The sequence below is a fragment of the Microcystis sp. LE19-10.1B genome, assembly GCF_027530565.1.
Taxonomy (GTDB): Bacteria; Cyanobacteriota; Cyanobacteriia; order Cyanobacteriales; family Microcystaceae; genus Microcystis; species Microcystis aeruginosa.
The window spans coordinates 1-25,981 of record NZ_JAPZQM010000643.1; the positions used below are offsets into that span (position 1 = coordinate 1).

Genomic DNA, 25,981 nt, shown 5'->3' on the forward strand with positions numbered 1-25,981 from the left:
GAACCCTTATATAGAAAGGCATTTGGCGATTTTTGTCAATTATTTTTGATCTAGAGCGAACTAATCAATTAAGTCTCTTGCCAGATAAGGATTTAGTCAATTTATGCCCCCCTATCGAACCATACTAAGTAACAAAGAACCGAATCTTTTCAGAGGTTTGGGTTTTCTCTCAATAACAGAGGGACAGAGGTGGTTAGCTGAACGTTGGGAAAAACTGATAGTTTTATCGACGTAAGAAGCAGAAAAATTAGCTAAGTTAACAGGATGTACTCTCAGAAAATTTCAAGAGAGATAGGCTTTTAGTGGCTTGGGAACAAGCTTTATCAATTTATTCATAATAAATTTGGCAGAGGATTAAAGATTAGTTATTGTGACTAACTCTTTTGGTTAGAACAAGATAAACTTGAGAATCTTCGGTCAAATTTATTGACTCAAAATCAGCTGTACTTAATTTAAATGAAACAGCCCTAGGGATTAAGGGGGGATCGGCACCCCCCTTATCAAGGGGGAATTAAGGGGGGATCAAGGGGGGATTTATCTTCAATTTAATTATATATCACCATAAGTAAGGCAGAATCGAAAGATAGTTAAATACTTGACCCTAGGCTCACAATTTTACTGTTGCGAGATGGAAAATAAAAACCGCTCGTAAGCTCGATTAATTTTTTGCATAATTTTAATCGCTATGGCAGAGGAATTGTGATCGGGGTGATACTGACGAGCAAGCTGATAATATCTTTGTTTAACTTCTGAAAAACTGGCATTCTTAGAAACTTCTAAAACTTCCCACCAATCCTCGGAATCTGGGGGAAATATTTCTAATTCTCCTAACATTTCTGACCATATTTTTACCTTATCTCCATAACTACATGTAATTAAAAATTGACCGTCAGGACTAAATTTTAAGGGAGCAGTTCCCCGTAAAACTTTAATTAATTCTCCTGTTTGTCCTTGCCAAATTTTAATTTCTGTTCGGGAAGCACTAGCAATTAGATGGCGATGAGGATTAATAGCAATACTGATAATTGCCTGCTCGTGTGCCTGCCAACTTTTAATAATTTCTCCTGTCTTTATATCCCAGATTTTAATCGTTTTATCACTACCGCCACTAATTAGATATTGACCATCATTACTAAAAGCTAAACTGTTAACGGCTGCCCTGTCACCGCTAAAAGTTTGATAAGCATAACTATGATCAAATCGCCATAATTTAATAGTTTTATCATCACTACCACTAGCAATAATTTGGCTATCGGGACTAATAGCACAGGTATTAACTGCCTCCTCATGACCGATTAAAGTTCGCTTTAATTCTCCTGTATGATAACCCCAGATTCGCAGAGTTTTGTCATTACTAGCACTAACAATAAATCTTTCATTGGCAGCAAAAGCTAATTGTAAAATGACGCCATCGTGGCTATCGGGAGCATTTACACGAGCGAAAAAACTACTTTTATACTGCTTAGTGTCTAATTGCCACTGACTAATTCTGCCATCCAATCCACCAACAATGATCGATTTACTGTTAGGACTTATAGCCAGAGTTTGGATCGGTTCATTAACTCCCACAAAGGCATAAATTAATTTACCCGTTTCTCGCTGCCAAAGTTTTATGGTTTGATCTTCTCCCGCACTAGCGATAATTTTACCATCAGGACTAACATCGATCGCCCCAATATTTGCCTGATGACCTTTAAGAGTTTGGAAACACTGCCAAGATAAACGCTCTGGAATAGTAATTTCTGTAGAATATAACTGTTGATTTTCCTGAATAGATACTTCTTCTAACAGTCCCTGTAGTTCTGCCTCTAGATTTTTATATTTTCCCGTAACTTCTTGCCAAAATAAAGCTTCTTCGTACTCTCTAGTAATGCGATCAAAAAATTCTAGATTGCTATAAAAATTATTGTCGAAGTAGGTGGGAGATAACATTTTCATCACTCCGTAGATTCCTAACCCGACTAGGCCGCCAGCGATTGCCATAGAACCGACACCAACACCGAAAGCTGTACCTTTAACTGCGACTCCCACACCCCCAAAGGTAGAGTAGATACCGATTCCGCCAAGGCTTCCTATTCCCAAAGCTAACCCGACATTGTGATCGTTTGTTTCTAGTCCTTGCAGACTGGCATAAATTGCCGAACTTGTCAGGATGCCAATCCCCGTCATTCCCACTAAACCGACGCTTATACCGCCAAATCCGCCGACTAAGCCAATATTTCCCAGACAAGCAGATAAATTGGCTCCTGTGACTCCACCGACGGCGGGAATAACAAAATCGAGCTTTTTAGCCATATTTTTGCGAAATAATCAAGTTAGTCATCGGGTTTCTCCTATAGAGTGTAGCCTAGTTTGGTATCGACGACTGACTCCCCAAAACGGTACTTTTCCCTCCTGCCCCCTGCCGACCGCCTCTTTCAAGTCAGTCCCGATGAAAAAATTTTCACCCCCACAGATGAAAGAGGTTTCTTTCCCCACACCCCACACCCCACACCCCACACCCTCTTTCCAGTCAGAGGCAATCAGGGCAAAATGATAAGTATTTTATATGCAAATACCTTCAATGCTTAAAAATATTTAAATTTACAATCGGTAATATTTATTTTTACTTAAGAATTTATTGAGAATAATTTTTATTTATTTACGAGGTTACAATACTTCCAGCGATTCTGGTATAATTTTGCATTATGCTATGATGCCTCTTATTGTAATTTTTAGGGTTTTAATGATCTGGGTTGTCTTAAAACCCTTGCTAAATCTAGACTTTTCCCTTGGGCAAAACCAAACAGTTCCGCCAATTTTCCCTTTTTTCCCGAACAACGTTGATCTAATTTTTGTGTAGTTTTGTTGCAAAGTCAAATTTTTTTTGACAAAATGGCTAAATTGTGGTATGGAGATAGATTGTTGATAGGTGGCCATTCAAACCGAGGCAATCAATAATTAGGACTTGCTGAATAAGTTTGTTGGTGGGGTTAGGAGCCGGTGGTCGGGAGGGTAAGTGAGAAGATCAGACAGAATTTGAAGAATGAATGGCGACACAAGGAAAGCCCTGCTCTCAAAGCGTTTTCAATGCTGCTCCGATACGCGATCATCTTCAAACTTGACAACGCCGCCGATCGCGCATCAACCTTGAATCGACTCTGGTATGAGTGGAAATCGATATACTAGAATTATTATGGTCAAGATGTCCAACTTAAGATCAATGACAAAAATCCTCTCGACAGCCGAAGTGAAAGCGCGTCTTTCCGAATCGATCGATCTTGCTCTCCAAGAGGGCTACGTTGTCATCACCCGCTACGGCAAACCCGTGGCTGCCCTAGTGAGTTACGAAGATATCCGACAATTGCAACGACTGAGAAGCGCTCGTCAGAGGGGAGGGTTAGCGAATTTAAGCGAAAATTGGGAAGATTCCGAAGAATTAGCCGAAGAACTGGATAATATCTTGGACGAGAGAACCTGATGGCTTATCTCTTTGATACCGATGCTATTTCAGAGATGTTACGCAAGCGCCCGCTACTGGACTATCTGCAATGGTTACGATCGCTAGATCGAGAAAATCAATATACTAGCAGTATCACGATCGCCGAACTATATAAAGGTGCGTTCCGTTCCCCCAAGCGCAATGATTTTCTGGAAAAAATCGAAACGAGAATTATCCCCGAATTCACGATCCTGCCATTCGATCGCTTGACAGCGAAAATTTACGGAGAAATTCAAGCGCAACTAGAACAACAGGGAAATATTCTCGCCCATGCCGATTTACAGATCGCATCCACGGCGATTCAATCTAATCTAGAACTGGTTACGGGTAATATTCAACATTTCGCCCGTGTAGAAGCTTTACGGATTAATTACACTCTCGTCCACGCCAGGGCATCTTCATAAAATGTTCAGAGTTGAGGCAACTTCGGCATCAACCATGGCAGCTGGATCGCAAATATAGGATAACTTTCCCAAAAATCAGCGATAAAAACCTTTTTTACCGATCTAGCCCGGCTCTAACGCCTGGGAAGGGAAAAATCCTCAATTGAGCCGAAATTAGCTTAATCAAAAAATATGCTATAATCAGAATGTAAGCACAAGGGGCCGTAACGGTTTCGACAGGTTAGCGAAAGCTCCCCCGTGATACAGGTCGAGAGTGAGTCTCCTCTCGTAAATCAAAGGCTCAAACAAAAAGTAAATGCGAACAACATCGTTCCTTTCGCTCGTAAAGCCGCTCCTGTAGCTGCCTAATAGTCTCTAATCGACTCGAGCATTCATAGTTTGACTCCGTTAAGGACTATGGATAAACCCCCAACGGATGCCACGTTTAACTTTCTCTAGTTAGTTAACCGTCTAAGCTTTAACTAGAGCATCCCACTGTCCGGGATAAGTGACAGTCCCCGTTTCGAGGGTAATCGAAACTAAACCTGTGAATGAACGGACAGTCAATACCTAATTTGGACAGCAGTTCGACTCTGCTCGGCTCCATTGATTACTTTAATGAAAGACCTTCTCTCCCGCATGGACGGGGTACAAACACCGATCATTCCCGTGGTCGGTCAATTAATTAAAGCGAACCCCGGCACTATTTCCCTAGGTCAAGGGATTGTTTCCTATTATCCACCCCAGGAAGCGATCGAATCTCTATCTTTATTTTTAGCCAATCCCAAAAATCATCAATATCAATCTGTGGCGGGAATTCCCCCCTTATTAGCAGTAATTCGGGAAAAACTAGCCGAAGATAATCGGGTAGAAATCAGCGATAAACAGGCAATTTTTGTGACGGCGGGCAGTAATATGGCCTTTATGAATGCCATTTTAGCCATTACTTCCCCGGAGGATGAAATTATTCTCAACACTCCCTTTTATTTCAATCATGAAATGGCCATAAAAATGGCTGATTGTCAAGTAATTTTGGTCGCCACAGACAAAAATTATCAATTGCGTCCAGCCGCCATTGAAGAGGCAATCACGGAAAAAACTAAGGCAGTGGTGACGATTTCTCCTAATAACCCCACGGGAGTAGTTTATCCAGAAAATACCCTAAGAGAAGTCAATCAAATTTGTCAAAAAAAGGGCATCTATCACATTCATGATGAAGCTTATGAGTATTTTACCTATAACCATGCCCGTCACTTTTCCCCGGGGGCAATTGTTGGCAGTGAATCCTGGACTATTTCCTTATTTAGTCTCTCAAAAGCCTACGGTTTTGCCAGTTGGCGCATTGGTTATATGGTAGTACCAGAACATTTATCTGAGGCGATTAATAAGATTCAGGATACTATTTTAATCTGTCCGCCGGTGGTTTCGCAATATGCGGCTCTGGGAGCGTTACAGGTGGGTAAAAGCTATCCTTTAGAACAGTTAAAAACCATCAGTAAAGTTAGAGAAATTTGCCTGAATGCTCTAGAATCGATTAGGGATATCTGTGATGTTGCCACTGCGGAAGGGGCTTTTTATTTCTTCCTGAAAATTACCACAGACAAGAATGATTTTCAGTTAGTTAAAAGTTTAATTGAGCAGCAGCGGGTGGCGGTGTTACCCGGTTCAACTTTTGGGATAACAGAAGGCTGTTATTTGCGTCTTGCCTACGGTGCTTTATCTCCAGAAACGGCTTTAACGGCAGTAGAAAGATTGGTAAAGGGACTGCGTTATTTTAGTCAGTGATTTTCAAGAATAAATACCGGCTTTTTTTCTTGGTTTTTACTTTACCACAACTGATGAAAAACCTTCTCTTGCCGATGGATGGGGTGCAAACACCGATTATTGCTGTGGTCGGTCAATTACTTAAAGCGAAGCCTGGTACTATTTCCCTAGGTCAAGGGATTGTTTCCTAATTATCCACCCTAGGAGGCGATCGAATATATTTCTTTAGACTAGGGGTTTGGCTGGCTGGTTTCCATAATCAGAATTGCTGACCTCTTGAGCTACAATTGACGGCAAAGCGTTTTTGCGCTAAACTATGGGACAAAGAATGCTTTGGCCTTATATAATTAATGCGAACAATCTATTTTTACGCCCCTGACGAAATCAGACAAAAAAATATCAGGGAAGACCAGACTCTATGGACAGGCGATCCTAGCAATTTTACGGCTTGGATAGCCCAAACCTACTTTCATCTTAAACAAGCTGGCTTTCCCTGTGAAATAGCCAGAGAAATCCCAGAGCAAGGAATTTTAATCGCCGACCGAGACACCCTAGATAATGACTATCCCTTCTTGGATAAGGTCATGTTAATTTGTGTCCAAAGCGACAAAGAATATCACCCTTCGGCTCACCTACACATTGTTTATAATCCGTATACTTGGGAGAAGACTAAAGACTCTATTTGGAACCCCCATCTAATTAGTCATTGGCCGATGCCCGGGTTAATTCCCAGAGATAGGGAACGGAACACCCTAGTGGAGAATATTTCTTACATTGGCAACAGGGGTCAGTTGGCACCGGAATTAAGGTCGGAAGCATGGCGAGAGTCTTTGGATACTCTCAATTGCCATTGGATGCCGATTTGGGATAAATTTCAATGGAACAATTATACTAATCTAGATGTGATTGTAGCCGCGCGTAGTTTTGATTCTCGAAATTATCCTAATAAAGGTTCTATTAAGCTAATTAATGCTTGGCACGCCGGTGTTCCTGCCCTTTTGACTCCAGAGTTAGGCTTTTTAGCAGAAAGAAAGACGGAGTTAGATTTTATTATTATTCACTCTCTAGAGGAAACAATTCAAGCAGTTCGTCGTCTGAAAAGTTCTCCAGAACTTTATCAAAAAATGGTTGAAAACGGTTATAAGAGGGCGAAAGAACACACAATTGAAACCACTTTAAATCAATGGATATCTTTTTTTAAAGATGTGGCTTTTCCCACCTACGACCAATGGTCTGCTTTAAGTCAATTTGAAAAAAGATGGTTGTTCAGTCAGCGATATTTAGCTTTCAAATACGACAGATTTAAACACAAAATAAACAACCTTGGCAAGTCAAAAGCATAATTCAATTCTCGATCGATTATTTCTCCTTCGTGTAAAAAATAGTTGATAGCCTTTCTCATCAAGATAACGACTCCCTAAAACCAGATAGTTTGTACCTCACCATTAAGATAACTGCTATAGGATAACCTCTGATTCGATCTTTTGGGCTATTCTTAGTTTAGCCGAACGAGAACGAGGGTTTTTAGCTTGTTCTTCTCGACTGGGAATAATCGGCTTTTTCGTGATAATTTTCAAGGAATTATCTTCGCGAAAGCCATACTTGATCAGACGATCTTCTAGACTATGAAAACTGATCATAGCGATAATTCCCCCGGATTTTAGCCAGTGGGGGGCTTGATCTAACAATTGTTGGAGAGAATCTAATTCTTGATTAACAGCGATGCGTAGGGCTTGAAAAACCCGCGTTGCCGGATGAATACGTCCATAACGGTAACTAGCGGGTACAGAACTAGCGATGACAGCCGCTAATTCTGTAGTGGTAGTAAAAGGACGTTTTTGGACGATCGAGCGAGCAATAGGACGAGATAAACGTTCTTCTCCGTATTGATAAAAAAGATCTGCTAATTCTTTTTCGTGCCAATGGTTGATAATATCGGCTGCCGTCAGGGATTGACAGCGATCCATCCGCATATCTAAGGCTGCCGTGTGGCGAAAACTAAAGCCGCGCTCGCTCTGATCGAATTGGGGAGAACTGACTCCTAAATCGGCGATAATGCCATCAAAACTGCTATTTTGTCCATTATAATCGGCGAAGTTCCCCCACCAGAGGGTTAAACGGCTATCTAGATAGGGGGCGAGACTAATTTTAGCGGCTTCTAGGGCGCTTTGATCGCGATCGATGGCGGTTACTGTGGTTTCGGGATGGGCTTCTAAAAGCAAGCGGCTGTGTCCACCACCCCCTAGGGTAAGATCGAGATAATGCCCCCCGGGTTGAATATTTAAGCCGGCGATTAATTCTTGACTCAAAACGGAAATATGGGGAAAATCTTGATTCATATGCTGATAACTTCCTGAAAATGGCGATTTAACCTAGGGTTTGCTGAAAAAGTTTGTTGGTGGGGGCAGGGTGTGGGGTGTGGGGTGTGGGGTGTGGGGTGTAGGGTGTAGGGTTTTACCGATTTTGGGGTAGTCAGTTACCTAATTTTCAGGGAAAAAGTGCCTGAATTTTACCCCCGATCACTCCAATGGTCAGCACTTTTTGAGGGGAAAAAAGTCTAAAAGCCTTATCCAACAAGGTTTTTAGATTTATTCAGCCAACTTTAACCTAAAAACAACTGATAGGCCCGATTTTGACTTTCATCCCAATAGCGATAGCCGAGAGTATCGAGAAAAGCTTGCCATTGATTCATTTCATCGGGGGGGACCTGTATGCCCACGACGATGCGCCCGTAATCGGCCCCGTTATTGCGATAATGGAAAACGCTGATATTCCAGTGGGGACTCATGGAGGCGACAAATTTCATTAAAGCCCCCGGTCGTTCGGGAAACTCGAAGCGATAAAATAATTCATGGTCGGCTAAATGCGATCGCCCTCCCACCATGTGGCGCAGATGCAATTTAGTCAATTCATCATCGCTAATATCGAGGGTTTTAAAGCCACAAGCTTCAAAACTCTCGGCTAATTTCTTGGCATCGGTGCGATTTTCGATCTGGGCGCCGACAAAAATATGTGCTTCTTTTTCATCGGCAATGCGATAACTAAATTCGGTTAAATTGCGTTTGCCGACACATTCGCAAAAACGCCGTAAACTGCCCGGTTGTTCGGGAATAGTAACAGCATACAACGCCTCGCGCCGTTCCCCTAATTCTGCCCTTTCCGCCACAAACCGCAGACGATCAAAGTTCATATTCGCCCCACAAGCCACAGCAACGAGGGTTTTATCCTCAATTCCTTCTCTTTCTACATAAGCTTTCGCTCCTGCTACCGCTAACGCCCCCGCAGGTTCTAAAATCGAGCGTGTATCTTGAAAAACATCCTTAATCGCCGCACAGATATCATCCGTATCCACTAGGATAATCTCGTCCACATACTGCTGACAAAGACGAAAAGTCTCCTCTCCCACCTCGCGCACCGCCACCCCGTCGGCAAATAATCCCACTTGGGACAAACGCAGCCGATAACCGGCTTTTAGGGATTGATTCATCGCGTCTGAGTCCACAGGTTCCACCCCGATAATTTTAATTTCTGGACGTAAACGCTTGACATAGGCTGCAATACCTGATATTAAGCCACCGCCACCAATAGCGACAAAAATCGCCTCGATCGGTTGCTGATATTGTCGTAAAATTTCCATACCGATCGTACCCTGGCCGGCGATTACCTCCGGATCATCGAAGGGATGGATAAAAGTTAAGCCTTTTTCCGCTTCTAACTGCCGCGCGTAGGTGTAGGCATCATCGTAGGTGTCACCGTGCAGGACGACAATCCCGCCCCGGGCTTTTACCGCGTCGATTTTGACTTGCGGAGTGGTGACAGGCATAACGATAATCGCTTGGGTTCCCAATTGCCGCGCCCCCAAAGCGACTCCCTGGGCATGATTTCCCGCCGAAGCAGCAATTACACCTTTTTGTAACAAATCCCTTGACAAATGCGCCATTTTGTTGTATGCGCCGCGCAGTTTAAAGGAGAAAACCGACTGCATATCCTCGCGCTTGAGTAAAAGCTGATTGTGCAAACGTTGGGAGAGATTGGGGGCAAGTTCCAAGGGGGTTTCTTGGGCGACATCGTAGACGCGTGCGGTGAGGATTTGAACCAGGTAATCGCAGTACATTATTCTTTTTTGGCGGTGGGGATTGGCGAGTCAGGCTAGGATACAGAATAGATCATCGTCAGTCCGGTTAGCAATAAAGAGCTATCAGCTGTCAGCCGTCAGCTTTTTGCTCTGTGTTCCCTACTTCCCACTTCCCACTGATGTAACCTCTCAATAACTGCTGGAAGCTGTCGCGAACAAAAATCAAGGTCGTGTAGGGGTTGCTATGAGGGAGAAAATCTGGTTTAACACAGATAGGAGGATTGCCACAGAGAGCCAAAGGAAAATTGAGAAAGCCCTCCGCCAAGAAGTAGATAGCTGACAAAACCTCGTAACGAACCACCCAACTGGAAGCCCAACTCAGAGAACAGAAAAAGCTCAAAGGCCGACCGAAGATAAGAGCCAGCCAACTCAACGAAAAAACCCCGGCGTTGCTTAATCAAGGTATGAATGCTAATTTTGCATATATCAAAAAGTCAGTTTGAGCCTGAGTTTTAAAAAATGTAGATGCAATGATTCATACCCAAAGTCAGCAACGCCGAGCATCTTTCAATTTGACAACGCCTAAACCCACAGCTTCAATCAATGTGCATGGTGCGTTCCCCAAAATTGATCGGTGGAGCAGTAGGAGCCACATTAGGGAACGCACCCTACGGCTGCGGCGCTCGGTGTGCATGGGCGTTGTTATGCTTTTCCAAATTCGATTTTGAATAAGGCAATTTTATGAATGAAATACCAAATATATTTCTCTTATAAATCTGCCTAGTTTGATTATATCTTTGCATCGCATTTCGCAGATCAAATTTAATGTCATTAATGAACTGGTCAGGAAAAGGTTCTCCAACAATATGCTTGGTATCTATATTGTTTTCCTTCCACAATCTAAATTGAGCTTGTTCTTGAGTGGCATGACGAAGATAATTGGAAAAACTAGCAGGCATTTCCGCCCCTTCAACTAGATAAAGCTTGGTTCGCAAAATTCTGACTATTTCTTTATGAAGATCACAGAAATATTCATTCTTAAAAAAGGACTCAATTTCCTTCTTTTGCTCTTCACTTAGTGGATCATGAACCCCAGAGGCAGGATTAACAATATCTTCTTTGACATAATATAACGTATCAATTTGATTCACGAGATTGAAGAGTAGTCCATAGAATTCTTCAATCTGGCTTCTATAATGCTCAATTGTATGTTCAAGTCTCTTAGTATTGTCTTCTCTGATTTTAGTTAAGTAAAAGGTCAGTATTGAGCCTGCAAGTGCTAGTGTTCCAGCAATCAACGCAACAACAACTTCTGTCTTCATATTAAATAGACCTCGACCTAGTATTATATTAAGACTAACAGTCTTTCTAGTTAAGGAATCTAACAAAATAAAACTGCATAACTATATATTATATGTAAACTTTCCACATATCACGCCAAATACACATTTTTTAAGAAATATTTCCGTATATTCTGAAACTTTCCCTATAACATTACAAGTAACCGTGTTATGCCGAATTATTATAGGCGTTCTCATGTTTTGAAAATCCCACAGGGTGGCCGATACAAAATTAGGTTATACCTCATCTTTATGAGAAAGGCTGCCATACCGGGAGCGAATTTGGCTGGGATTTACTACCATATTTAACTTCATTTGTCAAGAAATTCGCTAATTTTAAGGTGCGCCATCGCACTTAAACCCACAGCTGCAATCAATCTGCATGGTGCGTTCCCCAAAAATCGATCGCTGGAGCAGTAGGAGCCACATTAGGGAACGCACCCTAGGGAGATAGCGTACTGCTACGCAGTGCCTTCGCCATCGCACTATAGATTTAGCGGTTCCATTGAATGCTTTAGCCGGCGGTCGGGTGCAGTGATTTGTTAGACGCTCGCTTAATTGGCAACCTAACTAATCTATCTTTATGAGCCAGTTGCTTCTGCTTTAAGTCATTAAAAATAGCTCTTAAGTCATATTGAAACGATTGAGCGTATTCTTCTCTATACTTGTGAATTTCATCGAGAATTTCATTTTTATACATGACTAAACCTCTAGGTTATATCCAATAAGCTCATAAGGAGTGCAAATAACTGGCAATATATATCCGAGATCAGAACTAATCTGAGCCAGCTGGTGGTGAATTTGGGCATTTGCCATGTGCTTGCAGTTCCATGTTAGCAAATAATCTAAGTTATAGACGGTTGCTAATGCCATATGTAAAGCGTCGTTAGATGCCTTTAGGGGCAGATTGCTTTGAGTCAGAAACGCTTGCGAAAGTTCAAACGCATCTTCCGTAAGTTCGAGAAGCATTAGGGATTGTAACAAGTTTAACCGTTGAGCGGCGATTATCGGATCTCCCTTAGCTGCCTCATCTTCAACGATCTCTGATGCGTAAAGCGTAAATGAGCTACTATGTTCGTTCCACCAATCCTGGGTGATCTTGATATTAGCAGCAACGATCAGATTGTCAGTGGGTCTGGCGGTTAAATGCCCAACAATACTTGTTTCAATATAGACGCTTCCATTCACGGCAACCTAGAATATCTTTTCGCTCTCTATCCTACCTTATTTAATCTTGGTTTTGAGGGTGTTGGGTAACAGCCGTCAACCCAACCGACAAGATCAGCGTACTGCTACGCACTGCCTTCGCCATCACACTTAAACCCACAGCTGCAATCAATCTGCATGGTGCGTTCCCCAAAAATCGATCACTGGAGCAGTAAGAGCCACTTTAGGGAACGCACCCTACGGCGATCTGTTTTATCAGCACTCTAGGCTATTTATTCCCCTAGAAACGAATCGCACCGTTACATTTCATTAACCCACCCTACAAGATCGGCGATCGCTATAAAATTGGCAATCGCACTATATATAAACAGTCTCACCAGTCTCTGACAACTTTTACCATAGCTACTTCTGACCATTTTTCCCAAATACTATTGGGAACTCTCAAAGTATATCGTGTTCTGTTGCCTCCTTGACCTTCTTTATCAAGGTTTTTCGCTCCTAAAAACACACCAGAACTATCTATAAATTCAGCCCTAAAGCCATGCTGCAATAATTCAAGTCTTAAGTAAGCTTCTCTCGCTGCTGGGCTTCGTTCTGCTTCTGGAGGAATTGAAAATTCAACAATCCACTCTACTTGTTGATTCTGTTGATTAAATGCAGGTTCTTCAATCATTTTATACGAAAATGCTGCATAATCTCCTACAGAACTAGAATTAAAAACACTATGGTCCCATTTTGGATTTGATAAATTTGGAGTTGGTTCAGTAGTAATAGTAGGAGTTGATGTAGGTATTGCTGTAGGTGATGGCGATGGTTCAGAAACACTTGGAGAATAAGTCGGTTGCTGACGATTTAATTGTTCTTTTAGACTGCGAATTTCTTTTTGCAGATATTCAACTCTTTGATCGTCGGTTTGGGGACGAGAGGCGTAAGTAGCAATAAACGCGCAAGCCAGCATAACAGCAGCCCAAATTGGCCATGGGATTTTTGATTCATTTGACATTTTGCTTGAGGAAGATAGAAGTTTTAAAGATTAGGCGATCTAACTACATAATATACGGAAACTTTCCGTATCTCACGCCAAATACACATTTAAAAAAAAATCTTTCCGTATATTCCTCTCCTATAGAGCAATCGCAAGAACTTTTCCTATAAAATTACAAGTAACCGTGTTATGCCGAATTAAATCATTATAGGCGTTCTCAGATGTTTTGAAAATCCCACAGGGTGGCTGATACAAAATTAAGTTATACTTCATCTTTATGAGAAAAGCTGCCATACCGGAATCTAATTTTGGGGGGATTGACTACCATATTTAACTTCATTTGTCAAGAAATTCGCTCATTTTTAGGCGCAATCGCTTTTTACACGATTATTCCGGTTCCGATTGCCTGGCCGGATTTTGGCAGAATTGCCCGATGGATTCCCTTAGTGGGCTTATTTTTGGGTTTAATTCTAGTTTTGCTCGATATAACTCTAGCTGGTCTGGGAATGCCACCCCTGACTCGTGCAGTTGTCCTTGTGGGGGTTTGGGTTTATCTAACGGGAGGACTACACCTTGATGGAGTTAGTGACACGGCCGATGGTTTAGCTGTCACTGACCCGCAGCGTCGTTTAGCGGTTATGGCCGATAGTGTTACCGGGGCCTTTGGAGTCATGGCCGTGACTATGGTTTTGCTGCTAAAAATCGCCGCTTTGACCGATTTAAGCGATAATCGAGCCTTAGCTCTAATTTTAGCACCAATTTGGGGACGTTGGGGGCAAGTAATGGCGATCGCTCTTTATCCCTACCTCAAACCCACCGGTAAGGGAGCCTTTCATAAAGTGGCTTTTTGTCTGCCTTGGGACTGTGGGGGAGTAATTTGGGGGTTAATCGCCCTATTTGGTGGTCTAAGGTGGGGAATAATCGCCATTAGTGCTGGAATCGCCCTCGCTCTGCTTACTGGTTACTGGTTATATCGTCGTCTTCGCGGTCACACCGGCGATACCTACGGTGCGGTGGTAGAGTGGACAGAGGCTCTATTCTTGGTTTTTTTGACAATAATTAGCTAATTTTTGCCCTCCACAGCCCGTAAACGGGTTAATTTCAGGGTAAATTTTCCCCCACCGGTTTCTCCGAAAGCTCTCACCCGAATAATATATTTACCCGACTCGGTAATCCGTGCAAAGAGGAGAGCATTAGTGCCACCATCGGGACCATCATCATTTTCCGCTACAGTGGAACCATCGTCAGCCAGGAGAATTAAAACTCCATCAAAGTTTTCCGATTTGAGATCGATGGCCACCTGATCATCCTTGTCCAAATCCACGGTATAATCCCTAGCAAACCCTCCCTCCCCCGTGGGAATATCTTTGTCGGTGAGAGTATCGTTAATTTCTTTGTTGAGGATGAGGGGGACGGGATTATAGATTTTTTCTGCTCGCACCGGTAAAGATTGACCGCTTAACCAGAATAAAGTGAGCAAGACGCATAAACTAGAATAGCGACCAGTCAAAGGGAATCTTGTCATAGGGGCAGATGTTCGTTTTCTCAATCTCCCTATTCTACAAAAAACTGATAACTATCAGCAGTTCGACAAAATTAAATTCAGACTCCGGAAAGGGGGAACGCTGGAACTGCGGAACTGCGGAAGGGAAAAATATGTGTAATTAATTTTGCTTAGGTAGTTATTCCTTGTTGGCAAAACAAATAAAAAAATCCCCCTTGAAGCGAGGGAGCAAGAGGGGAGATAAAACCCGTTTAAGGTAATTAATAAAATCATTAAGTAGGTAGGTGTTAAAAGTTGTCAGACACCCCCCTTGATAAGGGGGGCAGGGGGGATCAAACCTAAAATCCATTTTTAATTTAATTATAACCAGCTACTTAATTGACAATCTTTAAAAGAGATTGATTGAAAAAAGAACTAGAAGTTAAAAACTTAAAGAGGGTCTTTCCATGGGCAAAGAAGCTAAAGATTGAGTGATATGATAGGCTTGACCGCGATAGGTAAAGGCTACCGGTTTCTCAATGCTTTGAGCGACATCACGGTTTTTTAAATAGGGAACACCACGATAGCCTAAAATCAGCGGACTGGAAGCAACGGTGGCAGTGGGATTTTTCTCGTAAGCAATGCCGCGATAGGTTAATTTCATAGGTGTCTCTGGAGATAATTAGTGAGTTAGTCTTATCTCCATCTGCGGCGAAATTAATTCCAGAAAAGCTCAACTTTTGGCTCTCTTGGGTTCGGTGGGTAAAATGTATTCTAAGATACAGTCCTGCTGGCGAGCAAGCGGAAGGAACCACAGAGACACAGAGGACACAAAGATTGATCGCTCTTATATAAGTTAAACTTATCACACAAAGAATTAGAGATCTCAACTTTTTTCTGGTTAAATATCCTACCAAGAAGACCCACGATAGCGCATTTCTCGACGCAGAGCATAACGACGGGCAAAATTGGGAACATCGCCCCGATGACCTAATAAAATGACCGTATCGCCTTGCTGTAGAATGGTGGAATGGTCGGGATGGGTGATGACACGACCATCAAATTGACGGACAGCAACGATAATAAAAGCACCCTGTCCCCGCACTTCCATCTGACTGATGGGTTGTCCCAAAAAAGGCGAATCGCTTAAAATTGAGTATTCTTCAAATTGCAGGTCGATATCGGCTAATAATTCGTTGAGATTGCGCCTACCTTCATCTTCCTGTAAAAAATCGATTGCGGCCGGATGGGTGATTAAATGGGCCATTCTCTCTGCTCCAATGGTAGCAGGTAAGACCACTTGATCGGCCCCGGCTAGTTTTAATTTTTTCTCGGTGCTGGGATATTCTCCCCTAGCGATAATGTATAGTTGCGGACTGAGTTCCCTTGCGGTTAAAGTGATAAAGACATTTAAGGCATCATCGGGTAACACCGTCGCTAAAACTCGCGCTTTGTCGATACCGGCTTTCTGGAGAATACTTTCATCGGTGGCGTTACCATTAAGAGTTAAGTAGCCTTTTTCCTGAGCTAATCCAATGCGATCGGGGTTATTATCGACGATAATAAAGGATTGGGCTGTTTTTGCCAATTTAGTCGTTAGAATGCGTCCTATACGCCCAAAACCGCAGATTATGACGTGATTTTCTAGGGATTCCATCTCTTTATTCATCTGGCGATCGCTAAAAGCTTTGTTAATTTCTCCCTCGGTGAGCATCTGAAAAAAACCTCCCACCACATAAACGGCCGAGGTGGTCCCACAGACGATAACTAACATGGTAAAAGCTCTCAGACTGGGAGTGTTAATCGGTTTAACTTCCCCGAAACCTACCCCAAATATGGTGATAATCACCATATAAACGGCATCGAGAAAGCTCCAACCGTAGGCCATATAACCGATAGTTGCTCCGACTACCGTAGCGAGAAAAAAACTCGCACCGATGATGATCCTTTTCAGTGAACTTTGCATCGATTTCTGTTAACTGACAATCTAGCTATCAGCTTACAACTGTTTACTGTTTACTGATCACTGTTTACTGATCACTGTTTACTGTTTCACCGCGTTTTAATAAAGCTTGTCTTGCTTGTTTTTCATCTAACCAGTATTTCGGTAAAGCATACCGATGGGTGAAATGTAATATATAGCAATTCCCATAGTTGTGAGGTACAGAGTCTTAGGTTTTGAGGAGTCAGGAGTCAGGAGTTAAGATTTTGGTGTACCTCATGAGATTGGGAAACGCTATAGATATTTCTACATAATCCTCTCAGATTTGCCTGAGAAAATAACATTTCTCCCAGTTGCTTGGTTCCGATGAGGGAATTTACCGAGATGATCTTAAAATCAATGTTCGGCAGCAACTAAAGCAAGAAATAAACTTTGATCTAATGTCCGAGGGAGGGATGGGATTTTCTTACCTCTTTTTTCTCCTCCTGTCTCCGAATCTCCTCACCTAACGGAAGATTTTTTATTTTTGCAGGAGAGCTTTTTAACTGGCTGTTAACTTAGTCATAACTTGGATACTGTATAATCCCTATGTCAAGTATCCGTAATAAAATTTAACCTAATCAAGGTCTGAACATCAGTTTTGACTTTATTAATGAAAATATGAGTATTTCTCGCCGTAATTTCCTCACCTTTTTAACTGCCACTGCTGGTGTCTCTTTTTTCAGTCTGCAAGAGAAAAAATATTCCTCTCTGATTAGCAGTCCTGCGATCGCTGCTAATAATTTCGGCTTCAACTTTGTCCCAGTCAAACTGCCGATTCCCTTAAAAATTGACGGTATGAGCGATGAAAGCCAAAAAAATGCCTATCAAACCTATACAGTCCTAGATGATCTCGTTCTTCCGCAAGGATTCACCTATGATGTGCTGGCCCAGTGGGGGGATGCAGTGGGTGATTCCCGTTTCGGTTATAACAATGATTATCTATCTTTTATCGAAACCAGTGCGGGTCAAGGTTATCTAACCGTTAATTTTGAATATATCAGTGGTCGTACTTGGCTACAAACCTTTGAACAAGTGATTGGTAAAACCCTACCCGTCAAGGAAGTACGGGAAAAAACGAATGAAAAGGGTGAAATTGCCGCCTATCGCCTGCAAGATGCCAGCTTAAAGGCAAAAATCGAGGAAATATCCCTAGAAGGTTTAATTGATCAGGGAATTGGCGTAATTTCCCTAGCTAAAGATCAAACGGGAAAATGGCAACGTACCTATAGTAAAGCCGATCGCCGCATTACCGGTATTTCTGGACTAAAGGACGGTCACTACCTGAAAGCGACCGGTCCTGCTGTAGCAATTTTTACCAAAACCGATAAACTTGGCTACGATGACGGATTAGGGGCAAAAATTATCGGAACATTTCAAAATTGCGCCGGGGGAACAACTCCCTGGGGAACCGTATTTAGTGCCGAGGAGAACTTTCAAGACCAAGTGACCGAGGTAGTGTTAAAAGATGGTTCCTCTTTGCATCCCGATACTACCCCCTTTATTCTCAATAGTGGGGAAGTGGATGGCCGGGGTAACGTCTTTGGGTTAGCGGGAAATAAATACGGTTGGATGGTGGAGGTGGATCCGGCCAATCCCGACGATTATGGCACAAAACACACTTGGTTAGGGCGTTTTCGCCATGAAGCGGTCGCTTTTCTCGCTCAAACGGGGCAACCCTTGGCGGTTTATTCAGGTTGCGATCGCAGAGGCGGTCATGTCTATAAATTCGTTTCCGAGGGCAAAATTAGCGATATTAAGCAGAAAAATAACTCAAAACTCCTAGAAAAAGGAATGCTCTACGGGGCCAAATTCAACCCCGATAAAACCGGTTATTGGATACCCTTAAATCCCGACACGGAGATAAATCCCGTCCTACCGAGTCAAATTGCCGCTAGTCGCGGGGATGGGGTGGTAGCCTTGCCGAATCCCGAAAGAACGGTCAATGATACTAAATTACTGCTATTTAAGGACGATGAGGAGATTCTAGCCTACAAAGCTAAATATAAGACCCTCGCAGACCTGTATGAAGGTAATAGGACGGAAAAACAGGGGGCAATTCTCATCGATGCTCATTTTGCAGCTAACGCCGTTGGGGTCACTTGTACTGGTCGCCCGGAAGATACGGAAGTGGACGAGAATGGCACTTTATATATGACCTTTACCTCTGGTAGTCCCAGTGAAGCGGAGGGAGGAGCCGATAAGGAAATATTTAAGGGGCCAAATGGCGAAATACCCTACGAATTTGGTTGGATTATCAGCTTAAGGGAAGATAATAACGATGCTGCTTCCTTAAGTTTTCGTTGGGATGTGGTCGCTTATGGAGGGGAACCGACAGAGAAAGGTGAGGGTTTTTCTAATCCCGATAACCTCGCTTTCGATAAACAGGGAAATCTCTGGATGGTTAGCGATATTTCCACGGGTGGGTTAAATCGAGAGATGAAAACTCGTTATCCCCAAGGGGTCCCGGTTAGTCAACGGGATTTATTGGGTATTTTTGGCAATAATAGCGCTTGGGTGTTTGCCAAGGGTCAAGAGCATCCCTATCCTTTTGCTATCGCTCCCATGGATGCGGAATTAACGGGATTGTACTTTACTCCCGACCAAGAGACGTTATTTCTGGCAGTACAACATCCGGGGGAAGCGGGGGGAATTCGTCGGGATTTGGCCTTTGAAAACCGCAAATTTGCCCTTAAAACCACTAATGGGCAGGAATTTGAACAAATACGACAAGTACCCCTAGGGTCGAATTGGCCTAGTGGTCAAGTTAATCAACCTCCCCGGCCGGCAGTGGTGGCGATTCGGCGAACCGAGTCAAAATCTGGATAATACATTTGTTTTAGATGATTGGTTTCCTTTGGGGATTTCTGAAAAACAAAAAAGGGGTCTTAGCCCCTTTTTTCCGGATTAGTTAGTTATTTTTTCGGCGATAACATCATCATCATGTTACGACCTTCTTTTTTTGGTGCTTGCTGTACCTCAGCCACATCCTGTAAGTCTTTGGCCATGCGCGCCAGTAATTCTTCCGCTAGGTTAGAGTGTTGAATTTCCCGGCCTCGGAAGGTAATCGTCGCTTTTACCTTATCTCCCGCTTTTAAAAAACGTTGCGCTTGGTTGACTCGCACGTTGTAGTCATGCTCATCGATTTTATAGCGCATTTTAACTTCTTTTATATCGGCTGTATGCTGTTTTTTCTTGGCTTCGCGGGCTTTTTTCTCCTGTTCAAACTTGTATTTGCCATAGTCCATAATCCGGCAAACGGGAGGATTTGCCGTTTCACTGACGAGGACGAGATCAAGTTCCTTTTCTTCGGCCACGCGTAAAGCTTCGGCAGGAGTAATAATTCCTAGTTGAGAGCCGTCGCTATCGATAACGCGGATTTCGGGAAAGCGGATTCTTTCGTTAATTTGGGGGAGATCGCGAGTAGTGCGTCTTTTATCTATCACAGGCGTTCTGGGTTATCTCTATTCTGGTTAGTTAATCGGTTGGAGTTTACAAAATGATTTACTTGCTATTCTACCTACTCGATCGAGTTTCTTGGCCAATTGTTAAGTTTTCTTGCAATGTTAATTTTTAGCCGCCGGTCGTCAGCCCCCGGCCGTCAGCCAGATAAGCTGTTGTCTATGGGTTTTGTTAGACTAAGACCCTATACTCTCAGGAATCGATCGGTAAGGTGCGTTCCCCCTCGTTGCAGCAGGTAACGCACCCGACAAAATCGGCGTAATCGCCCTACCTCTGTAAACCAATGTCTAGATTATAGTAGGACAGTATCAGGCGAAAGTTGATAAGATTTTCCAGTATGGTTAAATGTTGCGGTGATGTTTTAATATTACTTATCGCCTAAAACTATGATTACTTATATTAAAATTCATGGCTTTAAATCCTTTCATAATTTTGAAATGGTATTCACGCCGCTTACTGTAGTTGCTGGGGTTAATGCTTCTGGTAAGAGTAATTTATTTGATGCTTTGCAATTGTTGGCGCGGCTGGCAGAAGTGGATCTGAAGACGGCTTTTAGCGAGCAACGAGGACATCCTAGCGAACTTTTTACCCAGTATGATGAGGACGACTACGCCACGGAAATGGAATTTATAGTTGAAATGTTAGTCAATCGCAAGGTAAAAGATAATTGGGGTGGGGAAGTTGATCTTAAATATACAAGATTACGCTATCAATTAAAAATTAAACGGGAGTCTAATATAAGTGGATTTGAAAACTTGTATATTGTTGATGAACGTTTAGAAAATTTAAAGCACAATGAAGATAATTGGGTAAAAAATTATATTCCTAAGACAGTATTGGAAACTTGGCGACCAAAAGTAGTAACGGGTAGGAGAGCGATTCCTTATATTAAGACTGAAGATAAGAGTGGTATTGCTACCATTGTTGTACCTCAAGACGGTCAACAAGGGAATAAAAAAGTATTTCCCGCAAAAAACGCATCACAAACTGTTTTAAGCAGCATTAATACTATAGATTTTAAACATATATTAGCCGCCAAACAAGAAATGCTGAGTTGGAAGTTTATGCAGCTTAATCCCGAAGATCTGCGAGAACCTACTCGTCAAGATATGGGCATCAGAGATACAATAACAGCAACCGGAAAGAATTTAGCCGCTGCTTTATTTCGCATTAAACAAGATGATGAATATACCCTCACAGCAATTTCCCGTGATCTCAATAATCTGCTACCGAATCTTACAGAAGTTAATGTTTATGACGACAAAGCAAATCGACAATTTATTATCAAGGTAAAAGGTGATGATGGTCGTGAGTTTTCTTCAAGAGTGCTTTCCGAAGGAACCCTACGTTTATTAACATTATGTGTCCTGCAATACGACCGACAACACACAGGATTACTGTGTTTTGAAGAGCCAGAAAATGGCATTCATCCTTTTCGTATTGAAGCAATGGCAAGATTATTAAAAGAGCTAACTGTCGATTTTAAAGATACTGAAATGCCTTTACGCCAAGTAATAGTGAACACTCATTCTCCAGTTCTGGTGAGTCAATTAATTAATTGGCAAGATGATGAAAATGTCAGCATTTGGCTTTCTCAACTTACCACTATAATATCCACTATTGAAGGGAAGCGAATTAAGATGAAAAGCAGTAATTTTCACCCTGTTATCAAAGAGAATAAAAAGCAATTAACCTTTTTTTTATACTAACTATTGATTAGGCGACTTACCATCTCTACCATTCCATATATGTTTAAATTTTTAATCTCTTCCTGAATTTGATCGATTGAACTTTGAGAATCATCACTACAGTAAGCCAATTGAACTTTCTTTCCCTGCGGATCGGTTAATAGGGTGATCCAGTCTTGATCGCTCGACACCTGATAATCTATATAGATGCCTTGTCTATCTTTGGCGGGAGTGAATTTACATGAATAATAGTTATCCTGTTTACGTTTGTCCGATGCTTGTCTAGCCAACAAGTTTTCGATTAACAAACAATCGGATTCTTTATGTTGCTCGTCGTGAATATAATTTATTTTGCTTAAATCCGCTTTCTTGTAAGTCTTGGAAACATAACGATAAAGCTCCGCTTTAGAATCATACTGGATAGGTAAAATAATAAATCCTTTCTCCGCTTCCTCTTTGATCGCCTTTCGAGGAATATCGGCATTATAGGGAGTTAATAGGATAGCTTGTAATTTATATTTGAGTTTACTGGTGACATGATCGGCAATTTCTTGTTTTAAAATATCTCTAAAAGTTGTAATTTGTTCGATACCTGTACTCGTGGAATTTTTATTAGTTCCCTTCATCTCGATAATCGTCAGCAGAAGTAAGTCATTCTGAATAAAAAGAGATAAATAATCAGGTCTTTTCTGCTTTTGATTTCTAACGAGAGGATCCTTCTGACGATCAGTTTTAAATAAAATACAAACGGAATCTTTTTCTGGCTTGGTAATCCGAAAGCTGACACCGCTTTCGGGTGGAGCGATCCGATCGGGTACGGTACAGAAAATAAGCAAATTTTCTAAAAAGTTAAATTTCTGCCAATCGAGTTTATTCTTCTTCTGAGGAACATTCTTCTTCGGTTTCTTGGTTTTGTTGTCCTGCTTCATAAATTGCAAAAAACTTTTGTTGAATATCAACTGATACATCGCTGAGAGTATCCCAACGAATACCGTATTCAGGGTCGTGTAAAGAAAGTAATTGATTATTTTTCATTTCATAGGCGCTAACCTGTTCCATTTTAAGAAAAGCTCGGCTATCTTGCAGATAAAGCAATTTAGCTTGTTCGGCTAAAAGTTCTGGATTTTGGTGATTACCATTAACGATATTGTTAAGATGAGCCATCAAATAGGGGCTATGAGTCGTCAATAAAATTCTAACTCCTAAATTTACTAAAATCGCTAAAGATTCTAACAATTTTACCTGAGATTCTGGATGTAAGTTCATTTCAGGCTCATCGATCACCAGAAAATCCCCCGATTTTGCTCGATAGCGCAAATAGAGTAAAAGCGGGGCTAATTGTTTAATAGACGAGGAAGCATTATAAAGATCGATCTCTAAACTTCTTTTTACCGAAACTTTAATTTCTCTGCCTCCAATTTTAGTCTTTTTAAAGATTGTTTTATTGTTATTTTGAATATACTTTTCAATTTGATCAGCTAATTTTTGAAAATCATTTTTGTTTTTGGCAATGGGATCGGGCTTATTTTCTAGTTCTATGTCAGTTAAAAAATCTAAAAAATCCTCTACTGGTTGAGGATAGCGAATATCTCCCTGTTCTTTCAGTAACTCTAACTGTCTATCTCGATTAATACGTCTATTAATACGTCCTTGTGTCAATAGCTCTCTCTGATTCCCTTTAAGTAGCTTATATCTTCTATTGCCCAGCATTTTATAGGTATTTATAAAAGCGTTTCTTTCGGCGGGTAAAGGAAGTGCGTCGGAAAATGAAAATTTTACAACAGCAGCAACAAAATTAAGAAAAACTATGTCTTTATAATTATTAATTTTATCTTCCTTTTCTTGATAAAATAAAATCTCATTATTGTTCTCGCTTCGCTCGATTTTCTTGATTCCAATTGAAGCTAATGACCCGCGATATTCAATTGTATCCGCTAAAACTTTTTCTATAGCTGTTTTAATATCATCTTCGGAAATTTCGATACTGAATTTCGTTTTTTCAAAAATCTTGCCGCTAGAATCTTGGAAAAAAGATTGTAGTTTTATCCCGCTAAATTCAGATGCGGACTTTTGAACAATTTCGGATATAACATCATAAAAATGTCGGTCTATTTTTAAAGACCAATGATCGGCTTGATTTGTAAATTCTATTTTTTCTAAAATTTCACTAGAAAAATAAAAGCCGTCAAGCTGATTAATCCATAACCCATAAATCGAGTAGGCGATATAAGTTTTATTAGAATTATTCGGGCCAATAATAACGGTTAGAGGCCGAAGATCCACTTCTGCCTCTTTAATACTACCTAAATTCAAGAGTTTGATTTTCATCATAAAAACGAACACTCCGAATACAGACCCTTATTTTACCCGATTCGTACTCGCTTGCGCCGATTCTTTAGTTTTATCTTCAAACGCGACCTTGATCGAGAAACGAATAGCGATCGCTTTCTGAGAAAAGATCGATCGCCAACCGACAATCCAAAACGCTGTCATTACCTTTCTAAAGCAACAAGCTAGTGGTTAGCTGATCACTGAAAGCTCCTTAAATATCTAACCTTTGGTAGATGCTATTAAGGTGATTTAAGTGCTGCTGGGGATCAAAGCAACTTTCGATCTCGTCGGGGGATAAAATGCCAGTAACTCGCTCATCTTGGCTGATAAAAGCTTTAAAATTGCCGTTATCGGTGTTCCAAGCGCGATGGGCGTTTTCTTGGACGATTTTATAGGCAGATTCCCGGCTAATTCCCTTACTCACCAAAGTTAAAAGAACTCTTTGACTGAAAATCACGCCACCGTAAACATTCATATTTCGCTTCATGTTTTCGGGATACACCAGCAGATTTTTGACTAAATCGGTGATTTCCTTGAGCATAAAGTGGGTCAAAATGCAAACATCCGGCAGCATCACCCGTTCTACGGAACTATGGGAAATATCTCTTTCGTGCCAGAGGGCGATATTTTCTAAAGCGGAAACGCTATGACTACGGATAATTCTCGCCATTCCCGTTAAGCGTTCTGAGCGGATGGGATTACGTTTATGGGGCATAGCGGAGGAGCCTTTTTGTCCTTTGGAAAAGTATTCTTCCACTTCTAGGACATCGGTTCTTTGCAGGTTGCGAATCTCCACGGCAAAACGTTCGATCGAAGCCGCTAATAAGGCTAATTGTTGCACATAATCGGCGTGTCGATCGCGCGATATCACTTGAGTGGAAGCGGTATCCGGTTCTAATCCTAACTTCTGACAGGTTAACGCCTCAATTTTGGGGTCAATATTGGCATAGGTTCCCACTGCACCGGATATTTTACCGATGGCGATGTCTTGGCGCAAGCGAATTAAACGATCGCGTCCCCGCAGCACTTCCGCTAACCATCCCGCTAGTTTAAAGCCAAAGGTGATCGGTTCGGCGTGAATGCCGTGGGAACGTCCCACCATGACTGTATAACGGTGTTCTTGGGCGCGATAACGCAGGGCTTGGATAAAATCTTCTAATTGTTCTAAAATCAGGTTTAAACTGGCGACTAATTGTAAGGACAGGGCGGTATCTAGTACATCAGAACTGGTTAAACCTAAATGAATATAACGCCCCGGCTCGCCCACATATTCGTTAACATTTGTTAAAAAGGCGATGACATCGTGGCGCACTTCTGCTTCTATTTCTAAAATGCGATCAGGATCAAAATTAGCTTTTGCCTTAATTTCTTCTACTGCATCCCCGGGAATATAGCCTAATTCTGCCTGCGCTTCACAGACGGCTATCTCTACCTCTAGCCATGTTTGATATTTATATCTATCCGTCCACAAATTCCCCATCGCAGGGAGAGTATAACGCTCGATCACTATTAATTCTTCCAAGACAACCGTTTAATTGTATCGGATCGGGGCAAGTCCGGGAATAGGCAGGGGGCAGCGGGGAGTTTTGTTTTCCCCACTCCCTTTTTAGCGGTTAGTGTTTTAGGTTCGATCCCCCTTGCCCCCCTTGATAAGGGGCGTGCCGATCCCCCCTTAATCCCCCCTTAATAAGGGGGGTGCCGATCCCCCCTTAATCCCCCCTTAATAAGGGTAGGGCTGTTTCATTTAAATTAAGTATAGCTGATTTTGAGTCAATAAATTTGACCGAAGATTCTCAAGTTTATCTTGTTCTAACCAAAAGAGTTAGTCACAATAACTAATC

Annotated in this window: 24 protein-coding genes and 1 other RNA gene; 9 read left to right on the forward strand and 16 right to left on the reverse strand. The window is 41.8% G+C overall.

Going from position 1 to position 25,981, the window contains the following annotated elements; all coding sequences use genetic code 11:
* Window positions 1-615: 615 nt before the first annotated feature.
* Window positions 616-2,295, reverse strand: a complete 1,680-nt coding sequence (locus O9332_RS23090) for a WD40 domain-containing protein (protein WP_002757930.1) — start codon at window positions 2,293-2,295, stop codon at window positions 616-618.
* Window positions 2,296-2,299: 4 nt separating this feature from the next.
* On the opposite strand from O9332_RS23090, the gene O9332_RS23095 reads away from it, so the two are divergent.
* The 6 genes from O9332_RS23095 (at window position 2,300) to O9332_RS23120 (ending at window position 6,971) form a co-directional block, all read left to right on the forward strand.
* Window positions 2,300-2,536 (forward strand): hypothetical protein, encoded by a 237-nt coding sequence (locus O9332_RS23095; RefSeq protein ID WP_221275422.1) that lies wholly within the window; start codon window positions 2,300-2,302, stop codon window positions 2,534-2,536.
* A gap of 666 nt (window positions 2,537-3,202) precedes the next feature.
* Complete coding sequence (locus tag O9332_RS23100) at window positions 3,203-3,460, forward strand: type II toxin-antitoxin system Phd/YefM family antitoxin (RefSeq protein ID WP_002757932.1); 258 nt, start codon at window positions 3,203-3,205, stop codon at window positions 3,458-3,460.
* Window positions 3,460-3,885: a type II toxin-antitoxin system VapC family toxin gene (locus O9332_RS23105; RefSeq protein WP_002757933.1), complete on the forward strand. Its 426-nt coding sequence runs from the start codon at window positions 3,460-3,462 to the stop codon at window positions 3,883-3,885. The genes O9332_RS23100 and O9332_RS23105 overlap by 1 nt, the downstream gene beginning before the upstream one ends.
* 197 nt (window positions 3,886-4,082) lie before the next feature.
* Window positions 4,083-4,473, forward strand: a transfer-messenger RNA (tmRNA) gene (ssrA, locus tag O9332_RS23110).
* Window positions 4,474-4,482: 9 nt separating this feature from the next.
* Window positions 4,483-5,649 (forward strand): pyridoxal phosphate-dependent aminotransferase, encoded by a 1,167-nt coding sequence (locus O9332_RS23115; RefSeq protein ID WP_002757934.1) that lies wholly within the window; start codon window positions 4,483-4,485, stop codon window positions 5,647-5,649.
* 329 nt (window positions 5,650-5,978) lie between these two features.
* The gene (locus O9332_RS23120; protein WP_002757936.1) at window positions 5,979-6,971 is read left to right on the forward strand and encodes a glycosyltransferase; all 993 of its coding nucleotides are present in this window, start codon (window positions 5,979-5,981) and stop codon (window positions 6,969-6,971) included.
* A gap of 114 nt (window positions 6,972-7,085) precedes the next feature.
* Here the strand turns inward: O9332_RS23120 and rsmH are convergent, their stop codons facing one another.
* The 7 genes from rsmH to O9332_RS23155 all read right to left on the reverse strand — a co-directional run bounded on the left by rsmH (window position 7,086) and on the right by O9332_RS23155 (window position 13,213).
* Window positions 7,086-7,967 (reverse strand): 16S rRNA (cytosine(1402)-N(4))-methyltransferase RsmH, encoded by an 882-nt coding sequence (gene rsmH / locus O9332_RS23125; RefSeq protein ID WP_002757937.1) that lies wholly within the window; start codon window positions 7,965-7,967, stop codon window positions 7,086-7,088.
* Window positions 7,968-8,230: 263 nt separating this feature from the next.
* Window positions 8,231-9,742, reverse strand: coding sequence for a threonine ammonia-lyase, biosynthetic (ilvA, locus tag O9332_RS23130; protein ID WP_002757938.1), 1,512 nt, complete (start codon window positions 9,740-9,742; stop codon window positions 8,231-8,233).
* A gap of 91 nt (window positions 9,743-9,833) precedes the next feature.
* Window positions 9,834-10,136: a hypothetical protein gene (locus O9332_RS23135; protein WP_002757939.1), complete on the reverse strand. Its 303-nt coding sequence runs from the start codon at window positions 10,134-10,136 to the stop codon at window positions 9,834-9,836.
* A 235-nt stretch (window positions 10,137-10,371) separates the two neighbouring features.
* A complete protein-coding gene (locus tag O9332_RS23140; protein ID WP_002757940.1) occupies window positions 10,372-11,025 on the reverse strand; it encodes a hypothetical protein in 654 nt (217 codons plus the stop codon).
* Window positions 11,026-11,557: 532 nt separating this feature from the next.
* A complete protein-coding gene (locus O9332_RS23145; RefSeq protein WP_002757942.1) occupies window positions 11,558-11,743 on the reverse strand; it encodes a hypothetical protein in 186 nt (61 codons plus the stop codon).
* Window positions 11,744-11,745: 2 nt separating this feature from the next.
* Window positions 11,746-12,231, reverse strand: coding sequence for a type II toxin-antitoxin system VapC family toxin (locus O9332_RS23150; protein ID WP_288027594.1), 486 nt, complete (start codon window positions 12,229-12,231; stop codon window positions 11,746-11,748).
* 352 nt (window positions 12,232-12,583) lie between these two features.
* Window positions 12,584-13,213, reverse strand: coding sequence for a hypothetical protein (locus tag O9332_RS23155; RefSeq protein ID WP_288027596.1), 630 nt, complete (start codon window positions 13,211-13,213; stop codon window positions 12,584-12,586).
* Window positions 13,214-13,503: 290 nt separating this feature from the next.
* Between O9332_RS23155 and cobS the strand changes: the two genes are divergently transcribed.
* The gene (cobS, locus tag O9332_RS23160) at window positions 13,504-14,262 is read left to right on the forward strand and encodes an adenosylcobinamide-GDP ribazoletransferase (protein WP_002778640.1); all 759 of its coding nucleotides are present in this window, start codon (window positions 13,504-13,506) and stop codon (window positions 14,260-14,262) included.
* On the opposite strand, the gene O9332_RS23165 is transcribed toward cobS, so the two are convergent.
* The 3 genes from O9332_RS23165 to O9332_RS23175 all read right to left on the reverse strand — a co-directional run bounded on the left by O9332_RS23165 (window position 14,259) and on the right by O9332_RS23175 (window position 16,644).
* Window positions 14,259-14,720: a PPC domain-containing protein gene (locus O9332_RS23165; protein ID WP_002786024.1), complete on the reverse strand. Its 462-nt coding sequence runs from the start codon at window positions 14,718-14,720 to the stop codon at window positions 14,259-14,261. The two genes, cobS and O9332_RS23165, sit on opposite strands and share 4 nt — an antisense overlap.
* Before the next feature lie 400 nt (window positions 14,721-15,120).
* Window positions 15,121-15,342: a DUF4278 domain-containing protein gene (locus tag O9332_RS23170; protein ID WP_288027598.1), complete on the reverse strand. Its 222-nt coding sequence runs from the start codon at window positions 15,340-15,342 to the stop codon at window positions 15,121-15,123.
* A 246-nt stretch (window positions 15,343-15,588) separates the two neighbouring features.
* A complete protein-coding gene (locus O9332_RS23175; protein WP_288027600.1) occupies window positions 15,589-16,644 on the reverse strand; it encodes a potassium channel family protein in 1,056 nt (351 codons plus the stop codon).
* 636 nt (window positions 16,645-17,280) lie between these two features.
* Between O9332_RS23175 and O9332_RS23180 the strand changes: the two genes are divergently transcribed.
* Window positions 17,281-19,488, forward strand: a complete 2,208-nt coding sequence (locus O9332_RS23180) for a PhoX family protein (protein ID WP_002757950.1) — start codon at window positions 17,281-17,283, stop codon at window positions 19,486-19,488.
* 86 nt (window positions 19,489-19,574) lie between these two features.
* Here the strand turns inward: O9332_RS23180 and infC are convergent, their stop codons facing one another.
* On the reverse strand, window positions 19,575-20,105 hold the full coding sequence (gene infC, locus O9332_RS23185) for a translation initiation factor IF-3 (protein WP_002757952.1): 531 nt from the start codon (window positions 20,103-20,105) through the stop codon (window positions 19,575-19,577).
* A 402-nt stretch (window positions 20,106-20,507) separates the two neighbouring features.
* Here infC and O9332_RS23190 point away from each other — a divergent pair, with 402 nt between their 5' ends.
* Complete coding sequence (locus tag O9332_RS23190) at window positions 20,508-21,830, forward strand: AAA family ATPase (protein WP_288027602.1); 1,323 nt, start codon at window positions 20,508-20,510, stop codon at window positions 21,828-21,830.
* On the opposite strand, the gene O9332_RS23195 is transcribed toward O9332_RS23190, so the two are convergent.
* From O9332_RS23195 to purB, 4 genes are read right to left on the reverse strand one after another with little or no spacing between them, the layout of a single operon-like run.
* The gene (locus tag O9332_RS23195; protein ID WP_288027604.1) at window positions 21,827-22,738 is read right to left on the reverse strand and encodes a hypothetical protein; all 912 of its coding nucleotides are present in this window, start codon (window positions 22,736-22,738) and stop codon (window positions 21,827-21,829) included. The genes O9332_RS23190 and O9332_RS23195 overlap by 4 nt on opposite strands.
* Entirely contained in the window at window positions 22,680-24,140 is a 1,461-nt protein-coding gene (locus tag O9332_RS23200; RefSeq protein ID WP_002757955.1) for an AAA family ATPase, read from the reverse strand. The genes O9332_RS23195 and O9332_RS23200 overlap by 59 nt, the downstream gene beginning before the upstream one ends.
* A 27-nt stretch (window positions 24,141-24,167) precedes the next feature.
* Window positions 24,168-24,302, reverse strand: a complete 135-nt coding sequence (locus O9332_RS23205; RefSeq protein ID WP_256378293.1) for a hypothetical protein — start codon at window positions 24,300-24,302, stop codon at window positions 24,168-24,170.
* Between the two features lie 49 nt (window positions 24,303-24,351).
* Complete coding sequence (purB, locus tag O9332_RS23210; protein WP_004268608.1) at window positions 24,352-25,647, reverse strand: adenylosuccinate lyase; 1,296 nt, start codon at window positions 25,645-25,647, stop codon at window positions 24,352-24,354.
* Between the last annotated feature and the right edge of the window lie 334 nt (window positions 25,648-25,981).